The sequence below is a fragment of the Pseudomonas sp. PWP3-1b2 genome, assembly GCF_049896045.1.
In the GTDB taxonomy this organism is placed as follows: Bacteria; Pseudomonadota; Gammaproteobacteria; order Pseudomonadales; family Pseudomonadaceae; genus Aquipseudomonas; species Aquipseudomonas antarctica_B.
The window spans coordinates 23,365-41,121 of sequence record NZ_JAFCTN010000014.1 but is presented as its reverse complement, the minus strand read 5'-3'; the positions used below and the strand labels follow the sequence as shown (position 1 = coordinate 41,121).

The window sequence follows — 17,757 nt, the reverse complement described above, 5'->3', positions numbered from 1 at the left end:
TTCACTCAGCACTCACCACCCAAGGGGCGGACGTACACACTGAATGGATGCTATCGCCTGCCAACGACCGACCTGGAACATTGATGATCAATACTCTATCGCCCCTTTCCTACACCCGTCCCGAATTCAATCACGCCCCAATAGATCCCCCCGCCTCCGTCAGGCATAAACGCGGCGTCGCGCTTACCAAAAACCTATGGCGCCAAGGTTCAACGATTACTATTTCATTTTCAGATATAACGGATAAAGGCAAAGACTACTTAAAGAAAAACATTAATCTTTGGCAACCCCATGTCAACTTGAAATTCAACTTTGTCGAGACCGGCGGCGACATTCGAATTTCGGGTAAAAAAGACAATTCAGGAAACTGGTCCAAGATAGGCACAGACGCAAAAGACGTGCACAGTAGCGACCCCACAATGCACATTAATACGTTCGATATAACAATAGGCGCTCTCAATCATGCAATACGGCACGAGTTTGGGCACGCACTTGGACTGATGCATGAACACCAGCATCCCAATCACCCCATAAAGTGGAACAAGGAAGCCGTGTACGAGGTGATTGGTAAACTTGGTGAGGACAAACCGAGCATCGACGGAAACATCCTGGATACCATCGATAAAAAAAGCGTAATTACCTCGGACTACGATTCGAAGTCGGTTATGCACTACGAAGTTACACCGCAGCTAACCACTGATGGATATGAAGTGGGCTTTAACGAGGATATATCGGAAGGCGACAAGCAAATGATCGCACGCATTTATCCGCCTGGATTCATACAAAGCCGTCGGATCCGTATTTCGTAGCCGTTTCATTACCCGCACTGCGCAACGCAGTGCAGGGGGTTTAGCAACGCGGAACCAAACCTCTCAGCTCGCCACGAATAGGCAACAACCCTTCGCGAGCACAACGTGCCAGCTCACGTGCGAAACAGCGGGCAAACCATCCCTGAAAACACTCACCTGTCCCAGTGCGATCAGGACGCTGTCAGACGGCTATATACACCCCGCTCCGCGGAACTCAGCGCATGACGTGGGTCGCCTATTTTACGGCGCCCAGGTTTGCTTCACTCATGTCCAGATCTGCCAACACCTCTCGCAGCACGTCATCACCAATCTGGTGATGGCGGCTCAAACTGTATAGCTCCAAGCGCTGCGCGCGCAGGGCCTTGAGCCGTAACCTGCGTTCAAGCAGGTCCATCTGCTGCGCCAGTGCCTGGGCTTCGGCCGAGTCGTTGAACACTTCCAACTGATGGCGGTATTCAGACATCAGGCGCGCCTTGAGCTCAGTGGCCAAGGCCGCCTGTGCGGCGTCCTGGGTCTCGGTTTCTGCCGGTTCCTCGGCTTCCAGTGCATGAATGGCGGCCACGGCGGTTTTCTTCCAGGCTTCGCGCACTTCGTTATGGCGCTTTTCATCCGGGCTTTTTTCGATGCCGCGCAACAGCAGCGGCAAGGCAATGCAGGCGGCGATCAGCGATAACAGGATCACCCCGGCGGCTATGAAGATCAGCAGGTCACGCTCAGGAAACTCCTGCCCCGGCGCCAGCAGCAAAGGCACCGACATCACACCGGCCAGGGTCACCGCACCGCGCACGCCGCCGACGGTCAGCAGCCAGCAGGAACGGGCGGTCGGCACCATCGTCAGCTCGCTTTTCCCCCGCAGCCGGCGGATCAGGCCTGACAGGCGCCAGATGCTCTGCACCCAGATAAACCGCAACACCACCAGCACCAGAAAGATCGCGATCACGTCCAGGCAGCGGTACAGCAGGCTTGGCCACAACGTCGGTTCATGGCTGACCACCGCCTTGATAATGTCCGGCAGCTGCAGGCCCAGCAGCAGGAATATCAGGCCGTTGAAGGCGAACTCCAACAATGACCATACGCTGCGATTGAGCAGTCGCGTACTGGTCTGACGTGGCAGCAAGTCGAGCCAGCTTTGCATCATGCCCGCCGCCACGGCCGAGAGGATGCCCGACGCTCCAAGTCGCTCGGCCAATACGTAAGCGGCAAACGGCAGCAATAACATGAACACCACGTGCGTCGCCGGGTCGTCCCAGCCGCGGGCGATCATCCAGGCCCGCAAGCGCCCGACCAGCCAGCTCAGTGCCACACCAACGGCCAAACCGCCGACGGCTACCAGCACAAAGGTCAAGCTTGCATCGGCCAGGGAAAACACCCCGGTCAGCGCGGCCGCCAGGGCGAACTTGAAGGTCACCAGGCCCGACGCGTCATTCATCAGCGCCTCGCCCTGCAACATATGCATCAAAGGCTTGGGCAGGCGATTTTGGGCGATGGCCGACACTGCCACGGCATCTGTCGGCGACAAAATAGCCGCCAGCGCGAAGGCGACCGGCAGCGGGATCGTCGGCAATAACCAGTGAATGAAATACCCGGCGCCGATCACGGTAAACAGCACCAGCCCGACCGCCAACGTCAATATCGGGCCTTTGAGACGCCACAATTCACGCTTGGGCATGCGCCAGCCGTCAGAGAACAACAGCGGCGGCAGGAACAAAAACAGGAACAGCTCCGGGTCCAGTGCCACGTGCAGCCCCAGCGTGGGCCACGCCAACAATGCCCCGGCCGCTATCTGCACCAAGGGTAACGGCAGGGGAATGACACGCCCGACAAGACGCGAAACGCTGACCAGCATCAGCATGATAAGAACGGTGTAGGCGGTTTGCATAAAGCGGAATTCCCGGACTATCGACTTGCAATAAGACACCTCAGGCAACATCTTGCCGTTGAAGTGCCATATTCCCCGGCTATGTTAACCACCTATGCTGCGCGATGGCTTTTGCACAAAAGTCGCATCGGTTCAGCGATGGGCATGACGAGCGGCACCCAAACCCGCTGGGCGTGGCATAATCCGTAACCTTTCGTTTTCATTCGTACACGACATCCGTTCAGAGGGGGGCAATTCCTTGACCGCTTCAAGCAAAACGTTGCACCTTTTTGGCATTAAAGCCTGTGACACCATGAAAAAGGCGCGCACCTGGCTCGATGAGCACGCGGTGAGCTATGAATTTCACGACTACAAAACGGCCGGTATCGACCGTGAACACTTGACCCAATGGTGCAATGAGCACGGTTGGCAGGTGGTTTTGAACCGTGCGGGCACCACCTTTCGCAAACTCGAAGACGAACGCAAAGCCGATCTCGATCAGTCGAAAGCCATTGAATTGATGCTCGCACAGCCCTCGATGATCAAGCGCCCAGTGCTCGATCTCGGTGACAGAACCCTGATTGGCTTCAAGCCAGATAGTTATTCGGCGGCCCTGAAGTAGGCCAGCCTTCCATTTTTGTAGAGGTAACAGCATGTCCAATTCCCTGTTCAGCCTGGGCTTCGGCGTCGGCACTCAGAACCGCCAAGGTGCTTGGCTGGAAGTGTTTTACGCACAACCGTTGCTTAACCCATCGGCCGAAATCATCGCCGCCATCGCGCCGATCCTGGGTTACACCGAAGGTAACCAGGCAATCACGTTCACTATTAGCCAAGCACTGCAATTGGCGGATGCGCTCAAGAACGTCGACGCTACCCAAGCCGCACTGCTCAACCGCCTGGCTGAAAGCCATACTCCGCTGGTCGCAACCTTGCTGGCCGAAGACGCTGCACTGACCTCCACGCCTGAGGCCTACCTCAAGCTGCACCTGCTGTCCCATCGCCTGGTCAAGCCGCACGGCCTGAACCTGGCCGGTGTGTTCCCGCAGTTGCCGAACGTGGCCTGGACCAGCCAGGGCGCCATCGACATCAACGAACTGGCCGAACGCCAACTGGAAGCGCGCCTGCGTGGCGACTTACTGGAAGTGTTCTCGGTGGACAAGTTCCCGAAAATGACCGACTACGTGGTCCCGACCGGCGTGCGTATCGCTGACGCCGCACGCATCCGCCTCGGCGCCTACGTGGGCGAAGGCACCACCGTGATGCACGAAGGTTTCGTCAACTTCAACGGCGGTACCGAAGGCCCGGGCATGATCGAAGGCCGTGTGTCGGCTGGCGTGTTCGTCGGCAAGGGCTCGGACCTGGGTGGCGGTTGCTCCACCATGGGCACCCTGTCGGGCGGCGGCAACATCGTGATCAAGGTTGGCGAAGGCTGCCTGATCGGCGCCAACGCCGGTATCGGCATTCCGTTGGGCGACCGCAACACTGTGGAATCGGGCCTGTACGTAACGGCCGGGACCAAGGTTGCACTGCTGGACGAGAAGAACCAGCTGGTCAAAGTGGTCAAGGCGCGCGAGCTGGCCGGCCAGCCGGACCTGCTGTTCCGTCGCAACTCCGAAACCGGTGCCGTGGAGTGCAAAACCCACAAATCGGCGATCGAACTGAACGAAGCGCTGCACGCTCACAACTAAGCAGCCACTCGATGCACTGGCGGGCCCCGCCCCTGGGGCTCGCTTATACGAGTCTTGATAACCATGCTTGTGCCCTCCCCCTGGCGCGCCGATTTCCCGGCCATCGCCACCCTGCAACGGCAAGACCAGACCTATCTGGACAACGCCGCCACCACGCAAAAACCCCAGGCCCTGTTGGACGCCATCAGCCATTACTACGCCAGTGGCGCAGCCAATGTGCACCGTGCCCAGCATTTGCCGGGTGCCCATGCGACCCAGGCGTTTGAAGACAGTCGCAGCAAGGTCGCGCAGTGGTTGAACGCGGGTGACAGCGGGCACATCGTGTTTACCCACGGCGCGACCTCTGCGCTGAACCTCCTGGCCTATGGCCTGGAGCACTTATTCAATGCGGGCGATGAGATTGTGATCAGCGCCCTGGAACACCACGCCAACCTGTTGCCCTGGCAGCAATTGGCCAAACGCCGCGCACTGACGCTGGTAGTGTTGCCCCTCGACGACGATGGCGTGATTGACCTGCACGCCGCCGCCGAGTTGATAGGCCCGCGCACGCGCCTGCTGGCGGTGAGCCAGTTGTCCAACGTGCTTGGCACCTGGCAGCCGCTGGAGGCGCTGATCACAATGGCCAAAGCTCACGGCGCCTTGACGGTGGTCGATGGCGCACAAGGCATCGTCCATGGCCGCCACGACGTGCAGGCGTTGGGCTGCGATTTTTACGTTTTTTCCAGTCACAAACTCTACGGCCCTGACGGCGTCGGCGTGCTGTATGGCCGCCACGAGGCGTTGCGTCACCTGCGCCACTGGCAATTGGGTGGCGAGATGGTGCAACAGGCGGACTATCACAGCGCCAGCTTCCGCCCTGCCCCGCTGGGTTTCGAAGCCGGAACGCCACCCATCGCCGGTGTGATCGGCCTGGGCGCCAGCCTGGATTACTTGAGTTCGCTGGACGCGCCGGCGGTGGTCGCCCATGAAGCGGCGCTGCATGACTACCTGTTGCGCGGGCTGACAGCGCGCACCGGCATACGCGTATTGGGTTCACCGCAGGTGGCGTTGGCCAGTTTTGTGGTGGATGGCGTGCATAACGCCGACCTGGCGCACCTGCTGACCGAACAAGGGATTGCCGTGCGGGCCGGGCACCATTGCGCGATGCCGCTGCTCAAGGCGATGCAGTTGTCGGGGGCGATTCGTGTGTCACTGGCGCTGTACAACGATTCGGATGATCTGGAGCGTTTCTTTGAAGCGCTGGATCAGGCACTGGACATGTTGCGATGAGCTTGCCATTGGAGGCAGCGGCCGCGCTGGAAGCTTTTCAGGCGGTCGGCAGTTGGGAGCAACGCGCGCGCATGCTGATGCAATGGGGCGAACGCCTGCCGCCCTTGGCGGATGAAGACAAGGTCGAGGCCAACCTGGTGCACGGCTGCGAAAGCCTGGTGTGGTTGGTTGGGCGTTTGCAGGACGGCCATTGGCAATTTGCGGCGAGCAGTGACGCGCGGATGATTCGGGGGTTGGTGGCGTTGCTGTTGGCGCGGGTTAATGGGTTGTCTGCGGCTGACTTAGAGGCTGTGGACTTGCCCGACTGGTTCACTCAACTGGGGCTGTCCCGCCAACTGTCACCATCGCGCAGCAATGGTCTGAACGCAGTCCTGCAGCGGATGCGAGACCTGAGCCGTACACCCCACTAAATGTGGGAGCTGGCTTGCCTGCGATAGCATCACCCCGGTTTGACTGATGAACCGAGGTGCCTGCATCGCAGGCAAGCCAGCTCCCACACAAGCCCCGCTTTACCGTCAGGCGGGTTTGACCCGCTCCGACGGCCGGCGCACCCCGGCCACAATCTTGTCCACTGCCTTGGTCGCCGCGACCATGCCGAACGTGGCAGTCACCATCATCACCGCACCAAACCCGCCCGCGCAGTCAAGTTTCACACCATCCCCGACAAAACTTTTCTGCAAACAAATGCTGCCGTCCGGCTTCGGGTAGCGCAGTTGCTCGGTGGAAAACACGCACGGCACACTGTAATGGCGGGTCACAGTGCGGGAGAACCCGTAGTCGCGGCGCAGTGTGGAGCGCACTTTCGAGGCCAGCGGGTCGTTGAACGTGCGGTTCAAATCGCACACCTGAATCAACGTTGGGTCGATCTGCCCGCCTGCGCCGCCGGTGGTGATGATCTGGATCTTGCGGCGCTTGCACCAGGCAATCAGCGCGGCCTTGGCGTTTACCGCGTCGATGCAGTCGATCACGCAGTCAATGTTCGGCGTGATGTACTCGGCCATGGTGTCGCGGGTCACGAAGTCTGCCACCGCATGCACCGTGCAGTCCGGGTTGATACCGCGCAGGCGTTCGGCCATCACTTCAACCTTGGGTTTGCCCACGGTGCTGTCCAGCGCATGCAACTGACGGTTGCTGTTACTGACGCAGACGTCGTCCAGGTCGAACAGCGAAATCTCGCCAACCCCGCAACGGGCGATGGCTTCCGCCGCCCACGAACCCACGCCGCCGACGCCGACGATCGCCACATGGGCCGCTTTCAAGCGTTCCAGGCCTACAATGCCATACAAGCGGGCGACGCCTGCAAACCGTGGATCTTCTGTGCTCATGACCAATACCCCAAAAACCGGCGCGCATTATGGGCTACACAGCGGCAAGTTTTAAGCTACAAGTTACCTGTTAAGAACTTAGATGGTCTTTAACTGACTAACGTCCGGCTTTTCTCTGTCTGCTGTACGCTCAGGGAGAGGCCGGTGTAGGATGCGCGCCGTTCGGCGCATGCCGACACCTCTTTTCGTTCCACACCCTTTGGAACCCGAAATCGCCATGTCATCGCGTAAATTTGGACTCAACCTGGTGGTGGTGCTGGCAATTGCCGCGCTGTTCACCGGCTTCTGGGCGCTGATCAACCGCCCGGTCACCACCCCTAACTGGCCTGAACAGATCTCCGGGTTCTCCTACTCGCCGTTCCAGCAAGGCCAGTTCCCGCAGAAAAACCAGTACCCCTCCGACGACGAGATGCGTCAGGACCTGGCGATCATGAGCAAGCTGACGGACAACATCCGTACTTACTCGGTCGACGGCACCCTGGGCGATATCCCCAAGCTGGCGGAAGAGTTCGGCCTGCGCGTGACCCTCGGTATCTGGATCAGCCCGGATCAGGAACGTAACGAACGCGAAATCCAGCGCGCCATCGAACTGGCCAACAGCTCGCGCAGCGTGGTGCGGGTGGTGGTCGGCAACGAAGCGTTGTTCCGTGAAGAAATCACCCCTGAAGCGCTGATTGTGCTGCTGGACCGCGTGCGCGCCGCCGTCAAGGTGCCGGTGACCACGTCCGAGCAATGGCACATTTGGGAAAAGTACCCGCAACTGGCCAAGCACGTCGACCTGATCGCCGCGCACATCCTGCCGTTCTGGGAATTTATCCCGATGGACAAGGCCGGCCAGTACGTACTCGACCGCGCCCGGGACTTGAAAAAAATGTTCCCGAAAAAGCCGCTGCTGCTGTCGGAGGTTGGCTGGCCGAGTAACGGGCGCATGCGCGGTGGCAATGAAACGTCGCCGGCGGACCAGGCGATTTACCTGCGCACCCTGGTAAACAAGCTGAACCGTCAGGGCTATAACTACTTCGTGATTGAGGCATTCGATCAGCCGTGGAAAGTCAGCGACGAAGGCTCGGCGGGCGCTTATTGGGGCGTGTTCAACGCCGCACGTCAGCAAAAATTCAATTTTGAAGGGCCTGTGGTCGCGATTCCGCAATGGCGCGTGCTGGCCATCGGTTCGGTAGTGCTGGCGCTGCTGTCGCTGACGCTGCTGATGATCGACGGCTCGGCCCTGCGCCAGCGGGGCCGTACCTTCCTGACCTTTATCGCGTTCCTCTGCGGTTCGGTGCTGGTGTGGATCGGTTACGACTACAGCCAGCAATACAGCACCTGGTTCAGCCTCACGGTGGGTTTCCTGTTGGCGCTCGGCGCCATGGGCGTGTTTATCGTGTTGTTGACCGAGGCCCACGAACTGGCCGAGGCGGTGTGGACCCACAAGCGCCGGCGTGAATTCCTGCCGGTCGAGGGGGATTCGGACTACCGCCCGAAAGTGTCTATTCACGTGCCGTGCTACAACGAGCCGCCGGAAATGGTCAAACAGACCCTCGATGCTCTGGCGGCCCTGGATTATCCGGACTTTGAAGTCCTGATCATCGACAACAACACCAAAGACCCGGCTGTGTGGGAACCGGTGCGCGACTACTGCGAGATCCTCGGCCCGCGCTTCAAGTTCTTCCACGTCTCGCCCCTGGCCGGTTTCAAGGGCGGCGCGTTGAACTACCTGCTGCCGCACACCGCCAAGGACGCCGAAGTGATCGCGGTGATCGACTCGGACTACTGCGTCTCGCCGAACTGGCTCAAGCACATGGTGCCGCACTTCGCCGACCCGAAAATCGCCGTGGTGCAGTCACCGCAGGACTATCGCGACCAGAACGAAAGCACCTTCAAGAAGCTCTGCTACGCGGAATACAAAGGCTTCTTCCATATCGGCATGGTCACCCGTAACGACCGCGATGCGATCATCCAGCACGGCACCATGACCATGACCCGTCGCTCGGTGCTTGAAGAACTCGGCTGGGCTGACTGGTGCATCTGCGAAGACGCGGAGCTTGGCCTGCGCGTGTTCGAGAAAGGCCTGTCGGCGGCGTACTACCACAACAGCTACGGCAAGGGCTTGATGCCGGATACCTTTATCGACTTCAAGAAACAGCGTTTCCGCTGGGCCTACGGTGCGATTCAGATCATCAAGCGTCACACCGCCAGCCTCTTGCGCGGCAAGGACACCGAGCTGACCCGTGGCCAGCGCTACCACTTCCTCGCGGGCTGGTTGCCGTGGGTGGCGGACGGCATGAACATCTTCTTCACCGTCGGCGCGCTGTTGTGGTCGGCGGCGATGATCATCGTGCCGACGCGGGTTGATCCGCCGTTGCTGATTTTCGCTATCCCGCCATTGGCGTTGTTTGTGTTCAAAGTGGGCAAGATCATCTTCCTCTACCGCCGTGCGGTGGGCGTTAATCTGAAAGATGCGTTCTGCGCGGCCCTGGCCGGGCTGGCGTTGTCGCACACCATCGCCAAGGCGGTGCTGTACGGCTTCTTCACCACCAGCATTCCGTTCTTTCGTACGCCGAAAAACGCCGATAACCACGGCTTCTGGGTCGCCATTTCCGAAGCCCGCGAAGAGATGTTCATCATGCTGCTGTTGTGGGGCGCCGCATTGGGGATTTACCTGGTGCAGGGCCTGCCGAGCAATGACATGCGCTTCTGGGTGGTGATGCTGCTGGTGCAGTCGCTGCCGTACGTGGCGGCGCTGATCATGGCGTTCCTGTCGTCGCTGCCCAAACCAGCGCCGGCTCCGGAGCCTGCGCCAGTCGTGTAAAAACTTGCGCAATGCACTAAACGGCGGCCTCTGGCCGCCGTTTTGCTATAAGATAACGGCCGTTTTGCAAGACTTGGCCTGCGCCAATGCTTCATGTGGAGCAGGTCTGTGTGGGAGCTGGCTTGCCTGCGATAGCATCGCCGCGGTGTACCTGCCGGATCGCGGCGTCTGCATCGCAGGCAAGCCAGCTCCCACATAGGCTCCGTATTCCAATTTCGTCCTGCGCCCATCACACGCTTTCCGGAGTTTTCCCATGACGGCCCACGCCGACCTTTCGCCGACCCTTCAACTCGCTATCGACCTGATCCGTCGCCCTTCAGTGACGCCGATCGACGCCGACTGCCAGAAGCTGATGATGCAGCGCCTGGGCGACGCCGGTTTCAAGCTTGAGCCTATGCGCATTGAAGATGTGGATAACTTCTGGGCCACCCACGGCAAGCACGAAGGCCCGGTATTGTGCTTCGCCGGTCACACCGACGTGGTGCCGACCGGCCCGGTGACGGCCTGGCAGAACGACCCGTTCGACGCGCTGATCGATGAACACGGCATGCTCTGCGGCCGTGGCGCGGCGGACATGAAAGGTAGCCTGGCGGCGATGCTGGTGGCCTCGGAGCGTTTTGTCGCTGACTACCCGGACCACAAGGGCTCGGTGGCTTTCCTGATTACCAGCGATGAAGAAGGCCCGGCGCACCACGGCACCAAGGCAGTGATCGAGCGCCTCGCCGCCCGTAAAGAACGTCTGGACTGGTGCATCGTCGGCGAACCGTCGAGCACCACGCTGGTGGGCGACGTGGTCAAGAATGGCCGTCGCGGCTCCCTTGGCGCCACCCTTACAGTGCGCGGCGTGCAAGGCCACGTGGCCTACCCGCACCTGGCGAAGAACCCGATCCACCTCGCGGCTCCGGCCCTGGCCGAATTGGCCGCCGAGCATTGGGACGACGGCAACACCTTCTTCCCGCCAACCAGCTTTCAGATCTCTAACCTCAATTCCGGTACCGGCGCCACCAACGTGATTCCGGGCGACCTGACAGCGGTGTTTAACTTCCGTTTCTCCACCGAGTCCACCGTCGAAGCCCTGCAACACCGCGTTGCGGCGATCCTCGACAAGCACGGCCTGGACTGGCACGTGGAGTGGGCGCTGTCGGGCCTGCCGTTCCTCACCGAGCCGGGCGCTCTGCTGGATGCGGTGTCCGCCAGCATCAAGGCGATCACGGGTCGCGAGACCAAGGCATCCACCAGTGGCGGTACCTCCGACGGGCGCTTCATCGCCACCCTCGGTACCCAAGTGGTCGAACTCGGCCCGGTCAACGCGACGATCCATCAGGTCAACGAGCGCATCCTCGCCAGCGACCTCGATGTGCTGACCGAAATCTACTACCAAACCCTGATCAAGTTGCTCGCCTGATGCTCGCGTGCCCCCTATGCAGCGCACCGCTCAACGCGGTGGACAACGGCGTGGCCTGCCCGGCCGGGCACCGCTTTGACCGCGCGCGCCAGGGTTACCTGAACCTGTTGCCGGTGCAGCACAAAAACAGCCGCGATCCGGGCGATAACCTGGCCATGGTTGAGGCGCGTCGCGACTTTCTCAACGCCGGGCATTACGCCCCGGTCGCCCGGCGCCTGGCTGAACTGGCTGCTGAACGTGCCCCGGCGCGCTGGGTGGATATCGGTTGTGGCGAGGGTTACTACACCGCGCAAATCGCCGACGCCCTGCCCCACGCGGATGGCTACGCGCTGGATATCTCCAAAGAAGCGGTCAAGCGTGCATGCAAGCGCAACCCGGCGCTGACCTGGTTGATCGCCAGCATGGCCCGTGTGCCATTGGCCGATGCCAGCTGCCAATTCCTGGCCAGTGTGTTCAGCCCGTTGGACTGGGAAGAGGCCAAGCGCCTGCTCAGCCCTGGCGGCGGTTTGATGAAAGTCGGACCCACCAGCGGCCACCTGATGCAATTGCGCGAACGCCTGTACGACGAAGTGCGCGAGTACACCGACGACAAGCACTTGGCCCTGGTGCCGGACGGCATGAGCCTGGCGCACAGCGAGACCCTTGAGTTCACGCTGAGCCTGGCCGAGCCCGCAGACCGCGCCAACCTGCTGGCGATGACGCCTCACGGCTGGCGCGCCAGCGCCGAGCGCCGTGCACAGGTGATTGAGGCGGCCGAGCCGCTGATCGTCACGGTGTCGATGCGCTACGATTATTTCGTGCTTCAATAACCGACTTTAAGCATCCGCGAATGGATTTTCGAATCCCGCAACGAGGAACATCCATGCGCCAACCTGATATCGAGATTTACCTGAAGGACGCCGACGTCGACCACAAGGCCATCGCTGCCTGGCTGGGCGCTGCCTTGGGCACTTGCACCGACTGGGTCCAGAAGGGCCAAACGTATAAGTGCAAGGCCGGCAAAGTGCCGGTGACCTGGTTACCCAAGGCTGTAGGCAAATGGAACAGCCTGTTCCTGGAAAGCAATGAAACCCCGTGGGACGATGACATAGCCTGCGCCCGCGCCGCCTTTGCCGCGCTGAACGTTGAAGTGCGCTGCGCGCCGGGGACGTGGGTTGAGGAAGAAGGAGAGGAAAGCGCCGACACCTGGATTCGCATCAGCGCAGACGGTGAAGAGCAGATCACCTGGAAAACTGCATAAGCCTGAAGTGTGAACCCAATCAACTGTGGGAGCTGGCTTGTGTGGGAGCCGGGCTTGCCCGCGATGCATGCACCTCGGTCTGTCAGGCAGACCAGCGTGATGCTATCGCAGGCAAGCCAGCTCCCACACAAGCCAGCTCCCACCTTGATCGGGTTACCAACTCAAGGCCGATCCGGCCTTACAGACCCACCACATCCTCCGCCTGCAACCCCTTCTCGCCCGTCACCACGGCGTATTCCACCTGCTGACCTTCGGCCAAGGAACGGTGGCCATCACCGCGAATGGCGCGGTAGTGCACAAACACATCCTTGCCGTCGTCGCGTTGAATGAAGCCATAGCCCTTTGCATCGTTAAACCACTTCACATTGCCGGTTTCGCGCGTTGCCATTTGTCTTACTCCCACATGCATTTTTATTGTTGAGGGGTCGCATTGAACTGCCGAGTATAAGACAGGCTCAAAAACGATCAACTCAAGTTTACATCGCTGCTTTTTTGCCGATTTTCGGCGAATACGGCACACTACCCGCCCGAGCGTCTGCTCGGTTTTTTCCACTTGAAGCAGCTCGCCTATGACCCGCTCCCCGTTCCGCCGTCTGGTGTTTGGCACCTTGCGCCGACTGTTGTACCTCTGGGTTCGCTCGGAGACGATCAACCAGTCGTCCCTAACCCTCAACCTGGACCGCAGCCGGCCGGTGTTCTACGTCCTGCAATCACCCTCCCTCAGCGAACTGGCGGTGGTTGATAAAGAGTGCACCAAGGCCGGCCTGCCGCGCCCGGTGCTGCCGGTAGCGGTTGGCCCGCTGATGGAGTCCGCGGCATTCTTCTACCTCACCCCGGAACCCGATTGGCTGGGCCGTCAAGACAAGCGCGGCGCACCGCCGACCCTGATCCGCCTGGTCAACACCCTGACCGATCACGCTGAAGAGAATGCACAAATCATTCCCGTCAGCGTGTTCTGGGGGCAGTCGCCCGAGAGCGAGTCCAGCCCGTGGAAACTGCTGTTCGCCGACAGCTGGGCCGTCACCGGGCGCTTGCGCCGGTTGTTGAGCATCCTGATCCTTGGCCGCAAGACCCGTGTGCAATTCTCCGCGCCTATCAACCTGCGTGAATTGATCGAGCACAATAAAGGTCACGAACGTACCGTGCGCATGGCCCAGCGCATCTTGCGTGTGCACTTTCGTAACCTGAAGACCGCGGTGATTGGCCCCGACCTGTCCCACCGGCGCAACCTGGTGAAAGGCCTGGTCAACATGCCGCTGGTGCGCCAGGCCATCGCGGAAGAGGCCGAACGGGAAAAAATCTCCCCGGAAAAAGCCAAGGCTCATGCCCTGCGCTACGGCAACGAAATCGCCTCGGACTACACCTACACCGCGATCCGCTTTCTGGAAGTGGTGCTGAGCTGGTTCTGGAACAAGATCTACGACGGCATCAAGGTCAATAACATCGAAGGTGTGCAAAAGGTTGCCCAGGGTTATGAGGTGATCTACGTGCCTTGCCACCGCAGCCATATCGACTACCTGTTGCTCTCCTATTTGCTGTTCAAAAACGGCCTGACCCCGCCGCACATCGCCGCCGGGATCAACCTGAACATGCCGGTGATCGGCAGCCTGTTGCGCCGTGGCGGTGCGTTTTTCATGCGCCGCACCTTCAAGGGCAACCCGCTGTACACCTCGGTGTTCAACGAATACCTGCACACCTTGTTCACCAAGGGGTTCCCGGTGGAGTATTTCGTAGAAGGCGGACGCTCACGCACCGGGCGCATGCTGCAACCGAAAACCGGGATGCTGGCGATCACCCTGCGCAGCTTTTTGCGCTCCTCGCGCATGCCAATCGTGTTTGTCCCGGTGTATATCGGCTATGAACGCGTGCTGGAAGGCCGCACCTACCTCGGCGAGTTGCGCGGTGCGACCAAGAAGAAAGAATCGATCTTCGATATTTTCAAAGTGGTCGGCGCGCTCAAGCAGCGCTTCGGCCAAGTCGCGGTCAACTTTGGCGAGCCGATCAAGCTGGCGCAGTTCCTCGACGCCGAGCAACCGGACTGGCGCACCCAGGACCTGAGCCCTAACTACAAACCCGCCTGGCTCAACGAAACCACCAATCGCCTCAGCGAGCAGGTGGCGCGCCACTTGAACGAAGCCGCCGCCGTAAACCCGGTCAATCTGGTGGCCCTGGCGCTGTTGTCCACCACGCGTCTGGCCCTGGATGAACAAGCCATGGCGCGCCAGTTGGACCTGTACCTGGCGCTGTTGCGCCGCGTGCCCTACTCGCCCCATACCACCTTGCCGGAAGGCGATGGCCTGGCGCTGATCAAGCACGTGAAGGACATGGACCTGCTCTCGGAACAGAGCGATGCACTGGGCAAGATTCTGTACCTGGACGAGCAGAACGCCGTCCTGATGACCTATTACCGCAACAACGTGCTGCACATCTTCGCCCTGCCTGCGCTGCTGGCGAGTTTCTTCCAGAGCAGCTCGCGCATGAGCCGCGAACAGATCCTGCGCTACACCCGCGCGCTGTACCCGTACCTGCAATCAGAGCTGTTTATTCGATGGTCGCTGGACGATCTGGACGCGGTGGTCGACCAGTGGCTGGAGGCGTTTGTCGAACAAGGCCTGCTGCGCTTCGAGAACGCGGTGTACCTGCGCCCGGCGCCAAGTTCGCGGCACTTTGTACTGCTGACGCTGCTGTCCAAGAGCATCGCGCAAACCCTGCAGCGCTTCTATATGGCGATCTCGCTGCTGCTCAACAGCGGCCGGAACAGCATCAGCGCCGAAGAGCTGGAAGACCTGTGCACGATCATGGCCCAGCGCCTGTCGATCCTGCATGGCCTGAATGCCCCGGAGTTCTTCGACAAGAGCCTTTTCCGACATTTTATCCAGACGTTGCTGGAGCAAGATGTGCTGCGCCGCGATGAGGCCGGCAAGTTGAGCTACCACGACCTGCTCGGCGAACTGGCGGAAGGCGCGGCGAAACGCGTGTTGCCAGCGGATATTCGCCTGTCGATTCGCCAGGTGGCGTTGCACCGCGTCGATGGCGCGGTAGAAACACCCGCTGAACCTGAGCCGGTCAACCCTGAACAAAGCCACTAGATTTAAACAGGCGCCGGTTGGATGCCGGCGCCGTTGACAAGGAGCTGCACCATGAAAAAGATCATCCTGCTGGGCCTGACCGCCCTGCTCGGAGCCTGCCAATCGATGAACCCTGCCCCGAAGGCCAGCCTCGACGGCGAAGTGTTCTACCTGCAACGCATTGCCCTGCCGCCTGCCGCCATCTTGAGCGTCAGCCTGCAGGACGTGTCTCTGATGGACGCGCCAGCCGTGACCCTCGCCGAACAAAAAGGCCCGGTCAAAGGCCAGGTGCCGCTGCCGTTTCATTTGAGCTACGACCCGGCCCAGATCAAACCGGGCCACACTTACTCGGTGAGCGCTCGCATCGAGCTGGACGGCAAGCTACTGTTTATCACCACCGAACGGCACGCTGTAAAACTCAACAGCCAGGACCCACAACCGCTGCGCCTGCGCGTGGACGCTGTAGCCCACTGAATTCGACTATAAGGAATCACCCATGCTGCGTAACTCCCTTCGCTTGACTGCCCTGTGCGCCGGCCTGTTGCTCGGTGCCAACGCCATGGCGCTGGACCTTGCCAGCCTGTCCCAGGGCGATGCCTCCGGCGGCCTCAAGGACGCACTGACCCAAGGCGCACAAATCGCCGTGAAGCAACTGGGCGTACCCGGTGGTTTCAGCAATAACCCTGAAGTGAAAATCGGCCTGCCAGGCAAGTTGGGCAAAGTCGCCGACAAACTGAAATTGTTTGGCATGGGTGATCAGGTCACGCAGCTGGAAACCAGCATGAACAAGGCGGCAGAAACCGCCGTGACCCAGGCTCAGCCAATTCTGGTGAATGCGGTTAAAAACATGAGCGTGACTGACGCCAAGGGCATCCTCGCCGGTGGTCAGGATTCGGCGACTCAGTACCTGAACAAAAGCAGCCGCGAAGAGATCCGCGCCAAGTTCCTGCCCATCGTCAAGGCAGCCACCGACAAGGTCGGCGTCGCCCAGCAATACAACGCCCTGGCCGGCAAAGCCGCGGCCTTTGGTGCAGTGGATGCAAAAAGTGCCAACGTCGAAAACTACGTGACCGAGCAAGCACTGGACGGCTTGTTCAAGATGATCGCCCAACAGGAAGAGACTATTCGCAAGAACCCGGCGGCTGCGGCCACCAGCTTGGCGAAAAAAGTGTTTGGCGCGTTGTAACCCTTCCCTCCCCCTTACTGCGCCCAGACCGCATTTGCGGGCCTGGGCGCAGTTGCCTCTGACTAGCGCTTAGCGCTGCAATGAACACACGTGATACACCGGCCTGCTGGGCCATTGATGCTCAGTGACCGGGTGAGTGTGTGGCGTGTGATGAATCGGCTTGGCGGGTTGGGGGCAGTTATACGCCGGCTGGCTTGTGTGAGGACGATGATGGCGATGGCCGGAATTGCCATACCCTGGCCGTTGCGGCTTCGCTGATTCAAATTCCGGGCGAGGTGAATGGTTGCCCAGCAATGCCTCTAAAAGCGCAGACTTGAAATTTACAATGGCATTAAAAAACGACATATGGCACTCCGTTAACTCAGTGAATACAGGCTCGTCCGCTTATTGGCAAAGACGAAACCCGTGCCTGTCCATCAGGCTTTTCTGAGTGGAGTGAAAAAGAGGAACGTTCCGCCTGTATCGATCGAGGTTTGCATCCGCATGTAAATACGGCGAGCACCCGATCAGTGCAGAACCGACTCAGCCAGGCGCCCCATCAGCAGCGTGGCAAAGCAGCAGATCGCCAGCGACGTCGCGCGGTTGATCTTCAACGGTGTCAGCCAGGCTCTCTGAACTCCCTCGAAGCGGCTGCCCAACACAATCCAGGCAGCGCCGACCGGTAAAACCACCAGCGCCAGGGTTGCCATAAACCCGATGTAGCCCTGCACTGTGGCGAAGGCGCCGACCGGTGCGATAAACGAAACAATCAGCAAGCCTTTGGGGTTCAACACGGTGAGCCAGAAAAAATACAGCCCGGAAAAACGATCCTTTCCGGGGTCGATATCAGCGTTTTTGCGCTGCCACAGCGAATACGCCACATACAACAGGTAACACGCCGCCAGCAGTTGCGTAGCTTTCAACGCCCATGGCGAAAAGGCGGCCAGATAAAACAACGCCACGCCCCACAGCGACACCTGTAACAGGTACGCCAGGCACTCGACCAGGGCCAGCGTCATTGAGGCTCGAAACCCGAACAACAGCCCGGCGCGAAACAGCAGGGTGTTGGTCGGGCCGGGGGCGAGCAATAACAGCATCAGGGCTGAAACAGTGGCCAGCAT

General features: G+C 60.2%; 16 protein-coding genes. 12 read left to right on the top strand and 4 right to left on the bottom strand.

Annotation, left to right across the window (positions count from 1 at the left end):
* Positions 1-83 precede the first annotated feature (83 nt).
* Positions 84-809 (top strand): M12 family metallopeptidase, encoded by a 726-nt coding sequence (locus ACP7A2_RS11680; RefSeq protein ID WP_426134326.1) that lies wholly within the window; start codon positions 84-86, stop codon positions 807-809.
* Positions 810-1,044: 235 nt separating this feature from the next.
* On the opposite strand, the gene ACP7A2_RS11675 is transcribed toward ACP7A2_RS11680, so the two are convergent.
* The gene (locus ACP7A2_RS11675) at positions 1,045-2,688 is read right to left on the bottom strand and encodes a Na+/H+ antiporter (protein WP_426134325.1); all 1,644 of its coding nucleotides are present in this window, start codon (positions 2,686-2,688) and stop codon (positions 1,045-1,047) included.
* A 292-nt stretch (positions 2,689-2,980) separates the two neighbouring features.
* Here ACP7A2_RS11675 and ACP7A2_RS11670 point away from each other — a divergent pair, with 292 nt between their 5' ends.
* From ACP7A2_RS11670 to ACP7A2_RS11655, 4 genes are all read left to right on the top strand, one after another.
* A complete protein-coding gene (locus ACP7A2_RS11670; RefSeq protein WP_231982825.1) occupies positions 2,981-3,289 on the top strand; it encodes an arsenate reductase in 309 nt (102 codons plus the stop codon).
* 31 nt (positions 3,290-3,320) lie between these two features.
* Positions 3,321-4,355 (top strand): 2,3,4,5-tetrahydropyridine-2,6-dicarboxylate N-succinyltransferase, encoded by a 1,035-nt coding sequence (gene dapD, locus ACP7A2_RS11665; RefSeq protein WP_348060616.1) that lies wholly within the window; start codon positions 3,321-3,323, stop codon positions 4,353-4,355.
* Between the two features lie 63 nt (positions 4,356-4,418).
* The gene (locus tag ACP7A2_RS11660) at positions 4,419-5,624 is read left to right on the top strand and encodes an aminotransferase class V-fold PLP-dependent enzyme (RefSeq protein WP_426134324.1); all 1,206 of its coding nucleotides are present in this window, start codon (positions 4,419-4,421) and stop codon (positions 5,622-5,624) included.
* The gene (locus tag ACP7A2_RS11655; protein ID WP_426134323.1) at positions 5,621-6,034 is read left to right on the top strand and encodes a SufE family protein; all 414 of its coding nucleotides are present in this window, start codon (positions 5,621-5,623) and stop codon (positions 6,032-6,034) included. Before ACP7A2_RS11660 ends, ACP7A2_RS11655 begins: the two co-directional genes overlap by 4 nt.
* A gap of 105 nt (positions 6,035-6,139) precedes the next feature.
* Here ACP7A2_RS11655 and tcdA read toward each other — a convergent pair whose 3' ends face one another.
* On the bottom strand, positions 6,140-6,949 hold the full coding sequence (gene tcdA, locus ACP7A2_RS11650; RefSeq protein WP_426134322.1) for a tRNA cyclic N6-threonylcarbamoyladenosine(37) synthase TcdA: 810 nt from the start codon (positions 6,947-6,949) through the stop codon (positions 6,140-6,142).
* Positions 6,950-7,166: 217 nt separating this feature from the next.
* Here tcdA and ACP7A2_RS11645 point away from each other — a divergent pair, with 217 nt between their 5' ends.
* The 4 genes from ACP7A2_RS11645 (at position 7,167) to ACP7A2_RS11630 (ending at position 12,403) form a co-directional block, all read left to right on the top strand.
* Positions 7,167-9,758, top strand: coding sequence for a glycosyltransferase (locus ACP7A2_RS11645; protein ID WP_426134321.1), 2,592 nt, complete (start codon positions 7,167-7,169; stop codon positions 9,756-9,758).
* 253 nt (positions 9,759-10,011) lie between these two features.
* Positions 10,012-11,163, top strand: coding sequence for a succinyl-diaminopimelate desuccinylase (dapE, locus tag ACP7A2_RS11640; RefSeq protein ID WP_348062446.1), 1,152 nt, complete (start codon positions 10,012-10,014; stop codon positions 11,161-11,163).
* A complete protein-coding gene (locus ACP7A2_RS11635) occupies positions 11,163-11,972 on the top strand; it encodes a putative RNA methyltransferase (RefSeq protein WP_426134320.1) in 810 nt (269 codons plus the stop codon). Before dapE ends, ACP7A2_RS11635 begins: the two co-directional genes overlap by 1 nt.
* 53 nt (positions 11,973-12,025) lie before the next feature.
* The gene (locus ACP7A2_RS11630) at positions 12,026-12,403 is read left to right on the top strand and encodes a hypothetical protein (RefSeq protein ID WP_426134319.1); all 378 of its coding nucleotides are present in this window, start codon (positions 12,026-12,028) and stop codon (positions 12,401-12,403) included.
* A gap of 178 nt (positions 12,404-12,581) precedes the next feature.
* Here ACP7A2_RS11630 and ACP7A2_RS11625 read toward each other — a convergent pair whose 3' ends face one another.
* A complete protein-coding gene (locus ACP7A2_RS11625; RefSeq protein ID WP_017738302.1) occupies positions 12,582-12,791 on the bottom strand; it encodes a cold-shock protein in 210 nt (69 codons plus the stop codon).
* Between the two features lie 181 nt (positions 12,792-12,972).
* Here ACP7A2_RS11625 and plsB point away from each other — a divergent pair, with 181 nt between their 5' ends.
* The 3 genes from plsB to ACP7A2_RS11610 are packed head-to-tail and all read left to right on the top strand — an operon-like array spanning position 12,973 to position 16,657.
* Complete coding sequence (plsB, locus tag ACP7A2_RS11620; RefSeq protein ID WP_426134318.1) at positions 12,973-15,492, top strand: glycerol-3-phosphate 1-O-acyltransferase PlsB; 2,520 nt, start codon at positions 12,973-12,975, stop codon at positions 15,490-15,492.
* Positions 15,493-15,543: 51 nt separating this feature from the next.
* Entirely contained in the window at positions 15,544-15,945 is a 402-nt protein-coding gene (locus ACP7A2_RS11615; RefSeq protein WP_426134317.1) for a YbaY family lipoprotein, read from the top strand.
* 22 nt (positions 15,946-15,967) lie between these two features.
* Positions 15,968-16,657, top strand: coding sequence for a DUF4197 domain-containing protein (locus tag ACP7A2_RS11610; protein ID WP_426134316.1), 690 nt, complete (start codon positions 15,968-15,970; stop codon positions 16,655-16,657).
* Positions 16,658-17,163: 506 nt separating this feature from the next.
* Here ACP7A2_RS11610 and ACP7A2_RS11605 read toward each other — a convergent pair.
* The gene (locus ACP7A2_RS11605; RefSeq protein WP_426134315.1) at positions 17,164-17,757 is read right to left on the bottom strand and encodes a LysE family translocator; all 594 of its coding nucleotides are present in this window, start codon (positions 17,755-17,757) and stop codon (positions 17,164-17,166) included.